Source organism: Bradyrhizobium sacchari (assembly GCF_002068095.1).
Taxonomy (GTDB): Bacteria; Pseudomonadota; Alphaproteobacteria; order Rhizobiales; family Xanthobacteraceae; genus Bradyrhizobium; species Bradyrhizobium sacchari.
The window spans coordinates 618,207-634,676 of the sequence record NZ_LWIG01000001.1 but is presented as its reverse complement, the minus strand read 5'-3'; the positions used below and the strand labels follow the sequence as shown (position 1 = coordinate 634,676).

The 16,470-nt window shown below is 64.5% G+C and carries 16 protein-coding genes; 5 read left to right on the top strand and 11 right to left on the bottom strand.

The features are described 5' to 3' along the window. Positions 1-102: 102 nt before the first annotated feature. The 5 genes from recF to rpsT all read right to left on the bottom strand — a co-directional run bounded on the left by recF (position 103) and on the right by rpsT (position 6,227). Positions 103-1,251 carry a DNA replication/repair protein RecF gene (recF, locus tag A5906_RS02910; protein ID WP_080133738.1) on the bottom strand — a complete coding sequence of 383 codons (1,149 nt, stop codon included), beginning with the start codon at positions 1,249-1,251 and terminating at the stop codon, positions 103-105. 89 nt (positions 1,252-1,340) lie between these two features. Next, positions 1,341-1,706, bottom strand: a complete 366-nt coding sequence (locus A5906_RS02905; protein ID WP_080133737.1) for an endonuclease domain-containing protein — start codon at positions 1,704-1,706, stop codon at positions 1,341-1,343. A gap of 211 nt (positions 1,707-1,917) precedes the next feature. Continuing rightward, a complete protein-coding gene (gene dnaN / locus A5906_RS02900; RefSeq protein WP_080133736.1) occupies positions 1,918-3,036 on the bottom strand; it encodes a DNA polymerase III subunit beta in 1,119 nt (372 codons plus the stop codon). A gap of 267 nt (positions 3,037-3,303) precedes the next feature. Beyond that, positions 3,304-4,716, bottom strand: coding sequence for a chromosomal replication initiator protein DnaA (gene dnaA, locus A5906_RS02895; protein ID WP_080133735.1), 1,413 nt, complete (start codon positions 4,714-4,716; stop codon positions 3,304-3,306). A gap of 1,244 nt (positions 4,717-5,960) precedes the next feature. Beyond that, a complete protein-coding gene (rpsT, locus tag A5906_RS02890; RefSeq protein WP_080133734.1) occupies positions 5,961-6,227 on the bottom strand; it encodes a 30S ribosomal protein S20 in 267 nt (88 codons plus the stop codon). A 382-nt stretch (positions 6,228-6,609) separates the two neighbouring features. On the opposite strand from rpsT, the gene A5906_RS02885 reads away from it, so the two are divergent. The 3 genes from A5906_RS02885 to A5906_RS02875 all read left to right on the top strand — a co-directional run bounded on the left by A5906_RS02885 (position 6,610) and on the right by A5906_RS02875 (position 8,734). Further along, positions 6,610-6,927, top strand: coding sequence for a hypothetical protein (locus tag A5906_RS02885; protein ID WP_080133733.1), 318 nt, complete (start codon positions 6,610-6,612; stop codon positions 6,925-6,927). Positions 6,928-7,124: 197 nt separating this feature from the next. Continuing rightward, entirely contained in the window at positions 7,125-7,781 is a 657-nt protein-coding gene (msrA, locus tag A5906_RS02880) for a peptide-methionine (S)-S-oxide reductase MsrA (protein ID WP_080133732.1), read from the top strand. Between the two features lie 218 nt (positions 7,782-7,999). Beyond that, positions 8,000-8,734, top strand: coding sequence for a polysaccharide biosynthesis/export family protein (locus A5906_RS02875; RefSeq protein WP_080133731.1), 735 nt, complete (start codon positions 8,000-8,002; stop codon positions 8,732-8,734). Positions 8,735-8,896: 162 nt separating this feature from the next. Here the strand turns inward: A5906_RS02875 and A5906_RS02870 are convergent, their stop codons facing one another. From A5906_RS02870 to A5906_RS02855, 4 genes are all read right to left on the bottom strand, one after another. Further along, positions 8,897-9,379 carry a hypothetical protein gene (locus A5906_RS02870; RefSeq protein WP_080133730.1) on the bottom strand — a complete coding sequence of 161 codons (483 nt, stop codon included), beginning with the start codon at positions 9,377-9,379 and terminating at the stop codon, positions 8,897-8,899. Positions 9,380-9,598: 219 nt separating this feature from the next. Beyond that, the gene (locus tag A5906_RS02865) at positions 9,599-10,270 is read right to left on the bottom strand and encodes a dienelactone hydrolase family protein (protein WP_080133729.1); all 672 of its coding nucleotides are present in this window, start codon (positions 10,268-10,270) and stop codon (positions 9,599-9,601) included. A gap of 162 nt (positions 10,271-10,432) precedes the next feature. Then, positions 10,433-10,768 (bottom strand): hypothetical protein, encoded by a 336-nt coding sequence (locus tag A5906_RS02860; RefSeq protein ID WP_018644244.1) that lies wholly within the window; start codon positions 10,766-10,768, stop codon positions 10,433-10,435. A gap of 19 nt (positions 10,769-10,787) precedes the next feature. Further along, positions 10,788-11,552, bottom strand: coding sequence for an alpha/beta fold hydrolase (locus A5906_RS02855; RefSeq protein ID WP_080133728.1), 765 nt, complete (start codon positions 11,550-11,552; stop codon positions 10,788-10,790). A gap of 320 nt (positions 11,553-11,872) precedes the next feature. Between A5906_RS02855 and A5906_RS02850 the strand changes: the two genes are divergently transcribed. Continuing rightward, entirely contained in the window at positions 11,873-12,967 is a 1,095-nt protein-coding gene (locus A5906_RS02850) for an HD-GYP domain-containing protein (RefSeq protein WP_080133727.1), read from the top strand. 100 nt (positions 12,968-13,067) lie between these two features. Here the strand turns inward: A5906_RS02850 and A5906_RS02845 are convergent, their stop codons facing one another. Then, entirely contained in the window at positions 13,068-14,648 is a 1,581-nt protein-coding gene (locus tag A5906_RS02845) for an ATP-dependent acyl-CoA ligase (RefSeq protein ID WP_080133726.1), read from the bottom strand. A 234-nt stretch (positions 14,649-14,882) separates the two neighbouring features. After that, on the bottom strand, positions 14,883-15,293 hold the full coding sequence (locus tag A5906_RS02840) for a VOC family protein (RefSeq protein WP_080133725.1): 411 nt from the start codon (positions 15,291-15,293) through the stop codon (positions 14,883-14,885). A gap of 124 nt (positions 15,294-15,417) precedes the next feature. Between A5906_RS02840 and A5906_RS02835 the strand changes: the two genes are divergently transcribed. After that, positions 15,418-16,392, top strand: a complete 975-nt coding sequence (locus A5906_RS02835; protein WP_080133724.1) for a Bug family tripartite tricarboxylate transporter substrate binding protein — start codon at positions 15,418-15,420, stop codon at positions 16,390-16,392. The last annotated feature ends 78 nt before the right edge of the window (positions 16,393-16,470 follow it).

Genomic DNA, 16,470 nt, shown 5'->3' with positions numbered 1-16,470 from the left:
AGAAACTTGCCAAGAGATCTGCGCGTCATTGATCGCGCGGTAACGGCTGCGACACCGTCGGCGCGGCCTCTGGCAACTAGTCGCGATCGAAATCGGTCGGGTTCAATGCGCCGGCTTTGGTCGGGCCGAAACCCGTCCGCTCTCGACGTCAAACACCTCGCCGCCGGCGCCGATCTCCGCGAAGGCGGCCGGGTCCGCGCCGGTCAGCCAGACCTGCGCGCCGAGCTTGCGCAGCTCGTCGAACAGCGCGGCGCGCCTGCTAGGATCGAGATGGGCGACGACCTCGTCGAGCAGCAGCAGCGGCACGATGCCGGTCATCTCGGCGACCAGGCTCGCATGCGCCAGCACGAGCCCGATCAGCAGCGCCTTTTGCTCGCCGGTCGAGGCGTCGCGCGCCGGCATGCTCTTCGGCGCGTAGATCACCTGGAGGTCGGTGAGATGCGGGCCGTCGGTGGTGCGGCCGGCGATGGCATCGCGCGGACGGTTGTCGCGCAGGATCTGGCGGTAGCGGTCCTCAACCGAGGTCGCGGTCTCCTGGAGCAGCGCATTCTCCATCCAGCCGTCGAGCGCGATCTGAGCGGATGGAAACGCGGAAGCTTGCGCGCGCGCGTTGAGCATGCCGGTCAGCCGCGCCGCGGTCTGGCCGCGCGTTGCGGCGACCGCAACCGCAAGCTCGGCGGTCTCGCGCTCGATCGCGTCACACCAATGGTCGTCGTAATTGCGCGTCTCGAGCAGCCGGTTGCGCGAGCGCAGGGAACGTTCCAGCGCGTTGATGCGGCTGGAATGCTCGTTGTCGATGGCGAGCACCAGGCGGTCGAAGAAGCGCCGCCGCTCGGACGCGGCGCCCATGAACAGCCCGTCCATCGCCGGCGTCAGCCAGACCATGCGGATGTGGTCACCGAAGCTGGCTGCGGAATTGACCGGCTCGCGATCGATGCGGCAGCGCCGGCTGACCGGGCTGTCTGCACGCGGCGCATCGATGCCGGTGCCGAGCGTCGCCAGCCCCAGCGCGCCCTCCACCTGCGCCGACACCGCCCAGGAGCCGTCGCCCTGGTTGTCGGCGACATCCTCCAGCGTGGCGCGCCGCAGGCCCCGGCCCGGCGACAGGAACGAGATCGCCTCGATGCAATTGGTCTTGCCCGCCCCGTTCGGTCCGACCAGCGCCACCATGTCAGCCGCCGTCTCGAGCCCCGCCGCCCGGTAATTGCGAAAATGCGTCAGCGTCAGGCGATGAATGCGGGAGGGGGTCATGAGTTATTCGTCGTGAACGCGGTTCTTCCCCTCTCCCCTTGTGGGAGAGGGTGGCGCCTCACGAAGTGAGGCGACGGGTGAGGGGTATGTTACCGCCCGGCAAGCTTTGCAAGGATGTCCTCCAATACAGAGGTGGGCTGTTGCAGTACGTCATTGTTCCAATAGCGGGCGATGGCGAAGCCTTCGGCGGCAAGTGCGGCATCCCGAACTGTGTCCCGCCGCGATTCCGCGTGTTGACTGCCATCGATCTCGATCATGAGGCGCTTCTCGAAACAGACGAAGTCGAGGATGTAGTTCTTGAACGGCACCTGTCGGCGAAACTTGAAAGTGGAGAGCCGACGATCCCTCAGCAAGCGCCACATTGCGGCTTCCGCATCCGTCGGTTCGTGTCGCATGTTCTTCGCGAATTGGCGGAGCCGCTTGGCGACTGGCCGATGGGATGGCTCCTGCGGCACGAACCCCTCACCCGACTGAGTGTTTATCCGACAGCGGAGATGCCCTCTCCCACAAGGGGAGAGGGCACAGCAACGTGCATCGCGCTTGTTTCGACGGGGAAAGGGGGAGGCTTCACCCTCTCTCCTTGTGGGAGAGGGTGGCTTCGCGCAGCGAAGCCGGGTGAGGGATTGTCTCCACACGGAAGGTATCGCGGGAGGAGGACCACGCCCCTCACACCCGCATCGGCATCAGCACGTACAGCGCGCTCTTGTCGTCGCGGTCCTGGACCAGGGTGGGCGAGCCGGGGTCGGCCAGTCTCAGCGTCGCGACCTCGCCTTCGATCTGGGCGGCGATGTCGAGCAGATAGCGGGAGTTGAAGCCGATATCGAGGGCGTCGGAGGCGTATTCGACCTCGAGCTCCTCGGTCGCGCTGCCGGAATCCGGGTTGGTCACCGACAGCACCAGCTTGCCCGCCGACAGTGACAGCTTGACCGCGCGGCCGCGCTCGCTGGAGATGGTGGAGACGCGGTCGACTGCGTTCTCGAAATCCTTCTTGTCGACGACGAGCTCCTTGTCGTTGCCTTGCGGAATGACGCGGCCATAGTCGGGGAAGGTGCCGTCGATCAGCTTCGAGGTCAGCACCACATTGCCGATGGTAAAGCGGATCTTGGCCTGCGACAGCTCGATCGTCATCTCGGCGTCGGTGTCCTCGATCAGGCGCTGCACCTCGCCGACGGTCTTGCGCGGCACGATCACGCCGGGCATGCCCTCGGCGCCCTTGGGCTGCACCAGGTCGAGCTGGGCGAGGCGGTGGCCGTCGGTGGCAACGCCGCGCAGGGTCGCGGCCTTCGCGGTGCCGGCGGCGTGCAGATAGATGCCGTTGAGATAATAGCGCGTCTCTTCCGTCGAGATCGCGAACTGGGTGCGATCGATCAGCCGCTTGACGTCCTTGGCGGCGAGCGAGAAGGAGTGCGACATGTCGCCGGCGGCCAGATCCGGGAAATCATTCTCCGGCAGCGTCTGCAGCGTGAAGCGCGAGCGGCCGGCGCGGATCGCCAGCACGGCGCGGTCGCCGTCGGCCTCCAGCACGATCTGCGAGCCGTCAGGCAGCTTGCGCACGATGTCGTAGAACATGTGCGCCGGCACGGTGGTGGAACCGGCGGTGGCGGTTTCCGCCGCCAGCGTTTCCGTCACCTCGAGGTCGAGGTCGGTCGCCTTCAGCGACAATTTGGCGTTATCGGCGCGGACCAGCACGTTGCCGAGGATCGGGATGGTGTTGCGGCGCTCGACCACGCGGTGGACATGGCCCAGTGACTTCAGGAGTTGCGCGCGTTCGACCGTAACCTTCATTGCACTACTCGCCCGATCCCCAAGGAAAACTCAGCGTTTGAGAAGGCCGGGCAGCCGAAAAGCGCCGCGGCACCGAAGACCCCGAAAAGCCGGATCATCCAGCCGATATGACCAAAGCCGTCAGGGTCGCGCAAGGTGGCTCGGATGGCCCCCGGATTCAAGGGATCGGGGGGCAGTTCCGCACGATTCCCACGATTTACCGCCCAAACGAAAACCGCCGCCCGGGCGTGGCCGGGGCGGCGGGAGAATGGCAGGAGGCCTAGGCCTTTATTCCTGAAGCTGGCGCTTCAGCGATTCCACTTCCTCCGACAGCGCGGTGTCCTTGGAGACCAGTGCCTCGATCTTGCGCACGGCGTGGAGCACCGTGGTGTGGTCGCGTCCGCCGAAGCGGCGGCCGATCTCGGGGAGCGAGCGCAGGGTCAGCGTCTTGGCGAGGTACATCGCCACCTGGCGCGGGCGGACCACATTGGCGGTGCGGCGCGAGGACAGCAGGTCGGAGCGGCTGACGTTGTACTGCCGTGCCACCACGCGCTGGATGTCCTCGATCTTGATCCGCTTCGGCTCCTGCGGCCGGACCAGGTCACGCACCTCGCGCTCGGCCATCTCCAGCGTCACCGGCTGGTTGTTGAGCTTGGAGTGCGCCAAGAGGCGGTTGATCGCGCCTTCGAGATCGCGGCCGTTATGGGTGATGGTGCGTGCGAGATAATGCAGCACCTCCTCGGGCACGTCGAAGGTCGCATGATGGGTACGGGCCGCGGCGACGCGCGACTTCAGAATGCCGTGGCGCAGCTCCTCGCCGAGCGAGCCCATCTCGACCACGAGGCCGCCGGCAAGGCGCGAGCGGACGCGATCATCGAGGCTCTCGAGATCGGACGGCGGACGGTCGGCCGCGATCACGACCTGGCGGCCGGCATCGATCAGCGCGTTCAGCGTGTGACAGAACTCGGCCTGGGTCGACTTGCCCTGCAGGAACTGCAGGTCGTCGATCACGAGCACGTCGATGCCGCGCAGCGCTTCCTTGAAGGCGAGCGCCGTCTGCGTCTTCAGCGCGGCGACGAAGCCGTACATGAATTTCTCGGCCGTGAGATACAGCACCTTGCGCTCGTTGCCGGAATTGCCGGCCCAGGTCACGGCCTGCAAGAGATGCGTCTTGCCGAGGCCGACGCCGGCATGGATGTAGAGCGGGTTGAACATCACGGGATCGCCGCGGCGTCCCTCGGCGACCTGGCGCGCGGCCGCATGGGCCAGCGTGTTGGAGCGGCCGACGACGAAGCTCGCAAAGGTCAGGCGCGGATCAAGCGGCGAGCCGCCGAGCGCGTCATGATTGGCCGACACCGGCGCGGTCGCGGTCGAGCGCAGCTCGGGGGCGGGCGCGCGGCGTGCCTCGACCGGCGCGGGCGCTTCCTTCGCCTGCACCACCGGGCGCACGGCGGAACGGACCGTGAGGTCGATGCGATGCACTTCCGGCATCTCGGCCTGCCAGCACGACAGCACGCGCTCGGCATAATGGGCCTGGATCCAGCTCTTCAGGAAGCGGGTCGGCACCGACAGCCGCACGCTCTCGTCCTGCACGCCTTCGAGATCCATGCGTGCAAACCAGCTCGTATAGACGTCTTCGCCAACGCTCGAGCGCAGCCGACCCTTCACGCGTGACCAGCGATCCTGTTCCGATGTGTTCATCGTTAAAAACTTCTCTTGAGAGCTCAGATTGAATCGGTGAGCGCCATGCAGGGTTCCTGCCGAATCCCGGCAATGACGCGACCTCAAGCGAGTCCATCGTCGGGCATAGCTCGACCATTCGGCGCGAAGCGCCGCGGGTCAGATCAGCGATGTCCTTGATGGAGGGGTCGCGAGGTCAGCGCGTACTCGACGCGCCCGTGCATGTAGGAGGCTGAACGCAGGACGGATCGGAAACGGCATCGTCGAGCGATGGAACTTGAATCAATACCGCATTGAATCCGTAGGACATGATACCTCCCCGTCCTGCCGTGATTGCTCACGGCAAGGTCCTGCGTAAAAGACAACCGCGTCGTACTCCTGTCGCGGATGTCCTGCCCGTCTGCACTAGTCGTTCGTTCGGCTCCGCCATCGCGCATGTCGGGGTAGCTGCAAGATGTCTCTCATATGCGCTTGGCGCGAGCGGGATGCTAGAAATCCCGCTTGGAGACATTCAGACAAAAAGCTACCGTTCCCATATTGCTATGGGTTTCGAACCGACAATCGCTTGTTGAAGCGTCGCCAACGTGCACACCGCCGCCGATTTGCACGCTCGCCCCGTTTCCGATACCGCGCTGGTCTCAAGATCGTGGGCGCCGCGAACGACTTAAGGAATACACTATGCGGAAAGACTCGCAACGAAATTGATTCACACTTGAGGCATCAAAAATCTTGACCTCGGTTAACGTCGCGCGGGACTTGTGCACAGGCTCTGAAGCAAGTTTTTGGATTCGTGCACAGAATCGAAAATGCGGCGCTTCATGTGACAATTCTCCGCCACCGCCAAAAATTTTTTACAAAAGCGTCACGCGAGCGACGCGCCAGCGAATTTTCCAAATGCTTGCCGCAGCTATGTCGATAAGTGATTAGCGAGACATCGTTTTTTGAGTCTCGTTTCACAGGGTAACTCCACCTGTGGCAGCGTTCCAGTGAATCTACGGTGTGTAGAACTTTCTCGCGCGCCAATTCATCTTAGCCCCGCGCCGCAGGGGTTTTTCGCAACGCGGTGAAAGTTTCCGCTGTTGCAAAATCATCCGCAGGTAGAATTGCGGAACGCCATCATAATGCGGACAGCGCAAATTCTTCCATGCGGAGATCGTGAGGCGCGTGACTGCTTGCGTGAATATGACAGGCAACAAAAAAGCCCGGCACGATGCCGGGCTCATTGTCGTGCCGACCGGATCAACCGATCAGATGATAGGCCGAGATTACTTCGCGAGCTTGGCGATCTGCGCGGTGAGGCGCGAGACTTTGCGGCTGGCGTTGTTCTTGTGAATGATGTTGCGCTGCGCGGCGCGCATCAGGGCGGGCTCGGCAGTCGCCAGCGCCTTCACGGCGGCGGCGCGATCGCCGGTCGCGATGGCTTCCTCGACAGTGCGCACGGCGCCGCGCATCTGGGTGCGGCGCGACTTGTTGACGGCGGTGCGGCGGGCGATCTTGCGCGTCGCTTTCTTGGCGGAAGTGGTATTGGCCATGGTCTCAATATCCTTTGCGGGTACCGGTCGCGTCTTGGTCGGGTAGCGCCGGCTTGCTTGACCGCGGAATCGACGCTCGGATTTAGGGTGTTCGGTTGCGGGCCGTTCCCGGAACATGAGGCCTAAAGAGCCTGCAACTGCTCAAAGAACAGCGGCGGCAGGATTGCGCCCGCCGCCAGTTGGCGCCCTTATAGAGAGGGTCGGCGGCACCGTCAACGCTTTCCGGGCCGGAAAACCGGCCTCAGGCGGGCCAGACGCGGGCCGTAACGCCCTGAAGAGGTTGAATTTCTGCCGCCTCCCGGCTATTGGCTGGCGGCGTCTCGTCGGCGTTTAGTCGGCGTTTCTTGGGCCCGTCCGACCGGACGAGCGTATAGGGTGAGGCATGATCCGCGGCTTTTTCCGACTGATTGGGCTGTTGCTGCTCGCCGGCGGGTTCATCTTCATGGTCTATGACGGCGCCCGCTGGGTCGCCGACCAGACCCTGCGGTTCACCCGGTTTGGCCAATTCTGGAACGACATCAACCAGACGAGCCAGACCGCGTTCCGGACCTGGGTCGAGGCCAAGGCGCCCTGGCTCTGGACCTCGGTGATCCGCCTCGTGCTGGACCAGCCGGTCTTTGCCGTTCTCGGCCTTGTGGGCATTCTCCTGATGATCCTGTTCCGGCCGCGCAAGCCGCTGATCGGCTATTCCCGGGATTGATCTTTCAATTCCCGCCGGGATTAATCTTTCAATTCCCGCCGGGATTGATCTTTCGCGCCGGGATTGAAGCACCGCACTGGGCGCGGCGTAACAAGGCTGCCCCTTCGTGCGTAAAGACCTATATTCCCACCTGATCGCGAGCACGCCGCCTGAGCAACTGGCTCACGCGACGCACAGCTCGTTTCGGAGATCCGATCATGCTGTTCATGCGCAAGACCACCGCATTGCCGAGCGCAGCTGAAGCGCTGTCCGGCCGTGCGCAAGCCATCCCGACCGCGACCATTCATTTCGTCAACGGCAGCAAATTGCAGCCGCCTTACCCCGCTGGCCTCGAGCAGGCGGTGTTCGGGCTTGGCTGTTTCTGGGGCGCCGAGCGCAAGTTCTGGCAGCTCGGCGACGGCATTTACACGACTGCCGTCGGCTATGCCGGCGGCCACACGCCGAACCCGACCTATGAAGAAGTCTGCTCGGGCCGCACCGCCCACACCGAAGTGGTGCTGGTCGTGTTCGATCCGAAGAAGATCTCTTACGAGAAGCTTCTGAAGACGTTCTGGGAGAGCCATAACCCGACGCAGGGCATGCGTCAGGGCAACGACGTCGGCACGCAGTACCGAAGCGCGATCTACACTTACTCGGATGCGCAGAAGAAGGCGGCCGACGAGTCGAAGGCGCTTTACCAGAAGGCGCTTGCCGCAAAGGGGCTCGGTGCCATCACCACCGAGATCGCGCCCGCCGGCGCGTTCTATTTCGCCGAGGACTATCATCAGCAATATCTGGCGAAGAACCCCGCCGGCTATTGCGGCCTCGGCGGTACCGGCGTGTCCTGCCCGATCGGCGTCGGCGTGAGCGCGTAGTCGTCTCGGTCCGTCGTTCCGGGGCGCGCGCCAGCGCGAACTACGGTGCGCAATCGCGCACCTGGGAAGCGCGCGCCACAATCTCTGGATTCCGGGGTCGTCGCTATCGCGACGCCCCGGGATGACGACGCGGTAGCGGAGCGGCGGCCCCAGCTCAACGCTTTATTAACCATAACCGGTGCATCACTGGAGCCGTCTCGTTTCGAGGGATAGGTCCGGTGCCGGTTGCACGCGCGTTTCGATGGTCGATCTTGGCAGCGTCCGCCGCGCTGACCCTGGGCGGCTGCATGCAGACCGCCGGTCCCGTCGCCATGGTGCAGCCCCGCCCCGATCTCGACGCGATGGCCTATGGCCAGCCCTATAGCGCGCCGCAGCCGGTTGTCGTCGCCGACGGCGGCGGCGCCATCGGCGCGCTGCGCAACTCCTTTGCCTCCGCGCCCGCGCCCATGCCGGTCGGCTACGCCGCCCCGATGGCGGCGCAGGGGCGTTACGACGCCTCCTATCATCTCGACGCCGGCGACAAGCTCCGCGTCGTGGTCTACGGCCAGGAAGGTCTCACCAACAGTTACGCGATCGATGCTGGCGGCTCCATCACCATGCCGCTGATCGGCGCGGTGCCCGCGCGCGGCCGCACCACCGCAGGGCTGGCCGGCGAGATCGCGGCGCGCCTGCGCAACGGCTACATCCGCGAACCCTCGGTCGCCGTCGAGATCGACACCTATCGTCCGTTCTTCATCCTCGGGGAAGTCTCCGCGCCGGGCCAGTATCCTTATGTGCCGAACATGACGGTCGAAAGCGCCGTTGCGATTGCCGGCGGCTTCTCGCCGCGCGCCAAGCGCGATGTGGTCACCGTGACGCACAGCGAGGCCGGCGGCTCCATGCGCGCCGTGGTGCCGCTCGGCACACCCTTGGCGCCGGGCGACACCGTGTTCGTCGGCGAGCGCTGGTTCTGAGGCCAGAGCCCAACTCTCTCCCCTCGTCATTCCGGGGCGCGCGTAAGCGCGAGCCCGGAATCCATCGTGCCTCCAACTCTGACGCCCCATGGATTCCGGGCCTGCGCCTTGCGGCGAATCCCGGAATGACGAGAAGAGAGAGGGGGCGCGCCACGTCCGCTCTCACCGCCTGAAATCCAGCCGTCCATTCGGAAAGCATCCGTCGATCCTGCGGGCATCGACCACGCGCCCGACCCACGGCCGCATGATCGCAGGGTTGGTCAGGTTGATGTACTTGCCGACCAGCCGGCCGGTGTCTTCGCGCGTAGCATCGATCAGCCCGTGCCGGCGGCCATGGTCCCAATCAAACCGCAGGTAGATGCGATCGCCCGTGATCCGAACTTCAGCGCGTCCCTCTTTCCACGTCTCCGGCGTATCACCCGCAATGGTCGGATCGGCACCACCGTTCCAGCGGCTCGCCCAGATGCCTTCGAGTGGATCGGATGATGCGGCAACGGACGCCCATTGCGCCGCGTTGACGTCGGCGGCATCACCGGCAAGCGCGGTGGAAGCGGCATAGTCCATCACCTCGGAGTCATTGGGCGCCGGAACGTCCATGGTTCCGAACGGATTGCGGATGACGAGGTTTGTATCGGCCTGCTGCATGGCGATCTCCCGGCGTGAGTTGATCGGCCAGCTCTATCGCCGCGCGCCATGATGCAGCCACCCGATTCCTGCTTGACCGGCGGCGCACCTTCGCTCCTTCATTCCGGGATGCGCCGCGAAGCGGTGCAGGCCCGCAATCCATAACCACGAACTCGGGTTATGGCTTCCGGGCTCGCGACTTCGTCGCGCCCCGGAATGACAAGCGGAGAGAGACGCGCGCTATCTCAAATGCTTCGCGAAAAATTCCATGCTGCGCGGCCAGGCGATGTCGGAGCTCGCCTTGTCATAGCTCGGCCGCTCGTCGCAATGGAAGCCGTGCTGGGCGCCGGAATAGATGAAGACCTCGACGTCCGGCCGCCTGGTCTTGATCGTTTCGACGTCGGTCAGCGGGATGCCGGTGTCCTTCTCGCCGAAATGCAGCTGCGTCGGAACCTTCGGTGTCTCGTCGGCAAAGCGCACGACCGCGCCGCCGTAATAGCCGATCGCGGCCTTCAGCCCCGACAATCGCGTCGCCGCGACAAAAGCGATGCTGCCGCCGAGACAAAAGCCGATGATACCCACCGGGCCGATGCTCTTCACCGCATCGATCGCGGCTTGCGTGTCGCGCAGCATCGCGGCCCAGTCCGGATTGGCAACGAACTTGCGTGCTTCGGCGATCTCGTCGGGCGTGTAGCCGGACTGGAAGTTCGGCGAGGTGCGGTCGAAGATCGACGGTGCGATCGCCACATAGCCTTCAGTGGCGAGGCGATCGCAGACCGAGCGGATGTGATGGTTGACGCCAAAGATCTCCTGGATCACCACTACGGCGCCCTTCGCCCCGCCCGCAGGATCGGCGCGATAGGCGCCGAGCTGGAAATTGTCGGAAGCCGTCAGTTTGATGTCTTGTCCCACGCGGGTTGTCCTTCTTGGTTGGCCGTCAATCCAATCTATCCCCTCATCCTGAGGAGCGCGCCTTCGCGCGCGTCTCGAAGGATGAAAGGCCGAGATGCAGCAGCCGGGCCTTCATCCTTGGAGACGCTTGCTGCGCAAGCTCCTCAGGATGAGCGTCAGCACCTACTCCCACATCCAGTTCTCGCCATAGTCCTCTTTCCATCCCGCCAGCCGCCCGTGGCGGAATTGCAGGAACAGGCGGTGGCGGTAGGGGATCAATCCGCTGCCGCCGAGATTGCGTAGCGCGAGATAGATCTCGTTGCCGGGACGCCCGCGCACATATTGCAGCGGCTGCCCGAGAGCGCGAGCGGTCTGCTCGGCATCCATGCCGAAGGCGAGCGGCGTGTTGTTCGACAAGGTGGTGACGAAAGGCTGGCGCGGCGGCACGGTGCCGAACGGCTCGGCCTGCGCAGACATCGACAGCAACACCGCGCCCGCAACCACCATCGCCCGCTTCATTGCCCAACATCCTTCTGGCCTATCCCGGCAAGTTCTTCAGGAAAGGCGCGACCGCGTCAACAAAAGCCTGGGGCTGATCGATGTTGACGGCGTGCCCGGCGGCGGGGATCACGACCTTTTGCGCGCCCGGGATTTTGGCTGCCATGTAGTCGGACGCGGCGAGGAATGGTGTGTCGTCGGCGCCGACCACGACCAGCGAGGGCACCTTGATGTCGGGAAGCAACTCGATCACGCGCGCATCGCGCTGGGTCAGCATGCCGCGCGCGGCCATAGCAAGCCCCTTGGCGTTGCGATGGCTCGCCGTCGCGCGCTCGCGCGTTGCGGATTTCAGCATGTCAAGGCCTTCGCGGTCGAGCCTGTCGGCGGTGGCCAGCGCCCGCGCGTTCCAGGCCTTGCGCGCATCATCCTTCTTGAAGCCGGGGCCGGTGTCGATGATCAGCAGCGCGCGAGCGCGTTGCGGATACGCGCGATAGAAGGCGAGCGACATGTAGCCGCCAAGCGACAGACCGCCGATGACGGCACGTGTCGCGCCGACGGCATCGAGGATCGCCGCCATGTCGCCGACCGTGAGCGCTTCGCTGTAGGCCGCGGGATCATCGGGATAGTCGGACTGGCCGTGGCCGCGCATGTCCCAAAGGATCAACTTGTGGTGCTTCGCGAGCGCATCGACCTGGCCATGCCACATCGCCGAGGTCGAGGAGTAGCCGTGGGTCAGCAGCAACGGCGGACCTTCGCCGTGAACCTCATAGTAGATCCGGACGCCGTCCCGATTGATCCCAGGCATTGTTTCCGCCCTGCTTGTTTCCGCTTCATTCTAGCCGGGATGATTTCGGTCGCGCGACATGCCCTTGCGCATGGGCCCGATGTATCCCGATAGCCCCGCTCCGGCCGCGCCGCGCACTGCGAAAAAGCCCAGCATTTTCAATGGCCGTTCTACTGTGCATGGGGTTGTTTTCGTGGTCTTGTTTGTTCAGTTCCCGGAGCTCGAGTCCGGTAAAATTGCGCGCAATTGCGAAGGGTTCCATTGAGCACGCCTCTTAAGGGCCAGAGAACCTGATCCGGCTTAGGCTGATGCCAAATCCAGTCCCGTGCTTTGGGGAAGCCATGAACGCGCCAGCCAAAACCACTGCCAAACGCCGGCTTCTGCTCGCCTCCGACCGGAGTGACGAGAGCACCGAGCTCGCCAGCATCCTGAAGGCGGTCGGCGAGGTCTCGACGGTGACCACCCAGGACATCCCCGAGCAGCCGTCGCGCGATCTCTCCGGCCTCGTCGTCGACATCAACCTGCGCTCGCCCGAGAGCGTGCAGCGGGTGCGCAACAAGCTGCGCGGCGATGCCTATCGCTCGATGCCGCGGCTGTTCGTGCTCGCGGACGCCCTGCATCACGGTACCATGCAGGCCTGGGCGCTCGGCGCCACCGACACGATCTCGCGCCCGCTGCAGCCCGACGCCATCCTCCAGCGCATCCGCGCCGCGTTCCCCGACACCGCCACCTATGACGCGACCGATCGCGGCAAGACGCTCAATCGCGGCGTCGAGGCGGCGCATGCGGTGCTGAAGAAGATGTTCGAGAAGCTTCCGCTCGGCGTGCCCCTGACCTTCGACGACGTCATCGCCGCCGAGAGCAAGATCCTGAAGGCGATCAAGCATTCCTCGCTGCGCGAATGGCTCACCACGGTTGGCTGCCACCATGTCGGCAGCTATCGTCACTGCCTGTTCGTCACCGGCTTTGCAGTTTCGTTCGCACAGCATCTCGGCATGCGCGAGGACGACCAGCGCCGCCTGACCCGTGCCGCGCTGCTGCACGACGTCGGCAAGGCCTTCGTTCCCTCCGCGCTGCTCGACAAGCCGGGCAGGCTCACCGACGAGGAGATGGCCGAGGTCCGCCAGCATCCGCGCCGCGGCTATGACGCGCTCGCGGCCCAAGGCGGCTTCCCGCCGGAGATGCTGGATGTCGTGCTGCATCACCACGAATTCCTCGACGGCTCGGGCTATCCGAACGGCCTGTCATCGAACCAGATCAGCGACATCGTGCGCCTGACGACGATCGTCGACATCTACGCCGCCCTGGTGGAGAAGCGCGCCTACCGCATGCCCTTCACCCACTCCCGCGCCTTCACCATGATGGAAGGCATGGGCGGCAAGCTCGACCAGCAGCTGCTCCAGGCGTTCCGCCCGGTGGCGCTGGGGTCGTTCTGATAATCTCATCCGTCATTCCGGGGCGATGCGAAGCATCGAACCCGGAATCTCGAGATTCCGGGTTCAACGCTGCGCGTTGCCCCGGAATGACATCACTCACTCACCCCACCATCTTCCGTAGCTCCGCCTTCGCCACCTTCTCCAGCGTCGAGCGTGGCATGTCGTCGACGAGCCTGATCTCGCGCGGCACCTTGAAGTCGGCGAGGCCCTTGCGGCAGGCGGCCATCACGCGGTCATGCAGGTCGGGCTGCGCAGCCGCGACGCCGCCATGCGGGATGATGAAGACGACCGGCACCTCGTCCAGCATCGGGTGCTTCTTCGCCACCACGGCCGCCTCGCGAACGCCCGGGACGAGCGCGATCACCTGCTCGATCTCGGAGGCCGCGACGTTCTCGCCGCCGACCTTCAGCATGTCCTTGGCGCGGTCGCCGAACTTGATGAAGCCGTTTTCCAGTCGCTCGACGCGGTCGCCGGTGAGGAAGAATCCATGCTCGTCGAAGCTTTCGCGCGTGGCTTTCTCGTTGTGCAGGTACTCGGCAAACAGCGACAGGCCGGGAATGCCCTTGATCGCGAGATTGCCGGTGTCGCCGACCTCGGTCGGCCGGCCGTCATCGCCGGTGATGCGGATCTGATATTCCGGCGCGGCGCGGCCGATCGACATGGGTATGTTGGGCTGGTCGACCTCGCCGATGATGCCGTGGGTGATGGTCTCGGTCATGCCCCACCAGCCGATCATCTTGACGCCGAAGGCGGCAAAGGCAGGCGGCTCGTTGATCGCGGTGCCCCACAGGCGGAATTTGTGGTCTTTCGGGATCTCCTGCTCGAGCAGCGCCTTCATGCAGAACGGAATGGTCGAAGTCCAGGTCGCGCCGTGCTCGCGCGCGACGCTCCAGAACCGGCTCGCGGAGAAGCGCGGTTGGATCACGCAGGTGGCGCCGACCCACAGCGTCGCCAGCATGGAGTAGGCCAGCGCATTGGTGTGGAACAGCGGCAGATAGGCCTGGTGCACGTCCCCTGCATGGAGGTCCTCATGCGCCGCGTTGATCTTGGCGCCCCACAGTGCGTTGGCATGAGTCCACAGCACCGCCTTCGGGCGCGATGTCGTGCCCGAGGTGTATTGCACGCTGCACGGTGCCAGCGGATCTGCCGCGCGTCTGGGACGGTCGGCGCTGTCGGCAAACAGCGATTCAAAACTGTCGCCGCGCGAGAGAGCTTGCGCGGGCGCAGCACCCGCATCATGCGATGTCACCGCCATCCAGCGGATGTTGCGGCAGTTCTGCGCGACGATCTCCGCATAGGCCGGCTGCGTGATCGCGGCGACGGCGCCGCAATGATTGGCGAAATATTCGATCTCGGCCGGTGCCGAGCGCGTGTTGGTGGTGACGGCGATGGCGCCCAGTTCGACGCAGGCAAACCAGGCCAGCAGCGCCTCGATGCAATTGTCGAGATGAATGAGCACATATTCGCCGGGCCTGACGCCGCGCCCTGCGAGCCCCGCCGCGAGCGCGCCGACCCGCTCATGGAACTCGCCATAGCTCCAGCGCCGCACCGGTGCGTCGAACGGCGCCCAGATCAGGAACGAATGATCACGCCGGACCTCCGCACGCATCCTCAAGAGCCAGGGCACGTCGAGCCCGTCGAAGGGTCCGACGATTCCGGTGGCGGTCTGTTGATATGACATGGATCCTCCCCGTGCAGCCCGCATCTTGCTGGCGGCTGCCTTTTGATTATTGCGTCTTCCTGCCATCGGATGACGCGGGGCGCAAATCGGGGGATGCGGAAGCGCCCGCGCTCTCCCCCGTCATTGCGAGCGCAGCGAAGCAATCCAGACTATCTCCGCGGAGGCAGTCTGGATTGCTTCGTCGCAAGGGCTCCTCGCAATGACAATGCGACAGGCAGCGGTGGCCGGGCGACCTCAATCCTCGTACGACGAAATCTCGATCAGGCTGCCGTCGGGATCCCGGCAATAGACCGAGCGCAGCGTGCCGCGGGCGCCCTGCCTCGGTCCCGGGCCTTCCTCGATCGCGACGCCATGTGCCTTCAAATGCGCCACCACCTCGTCCGGAGCGGAGGAGGTGAGGAAGCAAAGATCGTCGCTGCCGGCGGTCTGGTGATCTGCTGTGAACCACTCGACCTTGTCGGCATCGCGCGGCCGGACGTTGATCTTCTGGTTACCGAATTGAAGGGAAGTCCGCGGCGCTTTGCCGCCGCCGGGGTCGAACACCTTGACTTCCATACCGAGAATCTTGCGGTACCACTCCGCGGTCACCGCGACATCGGCGACGTTGATCACGAGATGATCGAGGGCTTCAACCTTGACCGTCATGCCTTATCCTTTCGTCGTGATGCGCCCCGCGCACTTTCCGCCTGCGGCAAGCTTTGTTACAACCGCATCGACGCCGCTTTCAAGCTATCCGGCTTGCAAGAACAACACTGGGAGAACCCTTGAGATGATCACTCGCCGTACCGCGCTGGGCCTGCTTGCCGCCAGTCCGCTTGCAGCCACCCCGCTGTCGAAGGCTCTTGCCGCCGATTATCCGGCCCGGCCGGTGAAATGGGTGGTCGGCTACCCGCCGGGCGGCGCCACCGACATCCTGGCACGGCTGATCGGACAGCGGCTGTCGGAAAAGCTCGGCCAGCAATTCGTGATCGAGAACAAGCCTGGCGCCGGCAACAATATCGGCACCGAATCCGTCGTCAATGCCGAGCCCGACGGGTACACGCTGCAGCTTGTCAATCCGGCCAACTACATCAACGCCTCGCTGTACAGCAATCTCAAGTTCAACTTCGTGCGCGACATCGCGCCGGTCGCCTCGTTCCAGCGCGTGCCGAACGTGATGACCGTCAACAAGGAAGTGCCGGCCAAGAACGTCGCCGAGTTCATCGAATATGTGAAGGCCAATCCCGGCAAGGTGAACATGGCCTCGTCCGGCAACGGCACCTCGGTGCATCTGTCCGGCGAGATGTTCATGGCCATGACCGGCTGCAAGATGCAGCACGTGCCCTATCGCGGCGCGGCGCCCGCGATCACCGACATGCTCGGCGGCCAGGTGCAGGTGATCTTCGACAACATGCCCTCGATCATCCAGCACATCCGTTCCGGCTCGCTGCGCGCGATCGGCGTCACCACCGCGGAGCGCTCGCCACAGCTGCCCGACGTGCAGGCGATTTCCGAGACCGTGAAGGACTACGAGGCCAGTGCGCTGTTCGGCATGGGCGCGCCGAAGAACACGCCGAAGGAGATCATCGCCAAGCTCAACAGCGAGATCAACACGCTGATGAAGGAGCCCGACATGACCAAACGTCTGGTCGAGCTCGGCGGCGAGCCGCGGGTGCAGACGCCGGAGGCGTTCGGCGAGGAGATCAAGGCCGAGACCGAGAAGTGGAAGAAGGTCGTCGAGTTCGCCGGCCTGAAGGTCGAATAGCGATCTTGTGATGACCGGAAATTGGAGCCCTGCCGTTCGGCAGGGCTTTTTTCTTGCGCGCGTTGTTTCGTTGATCTG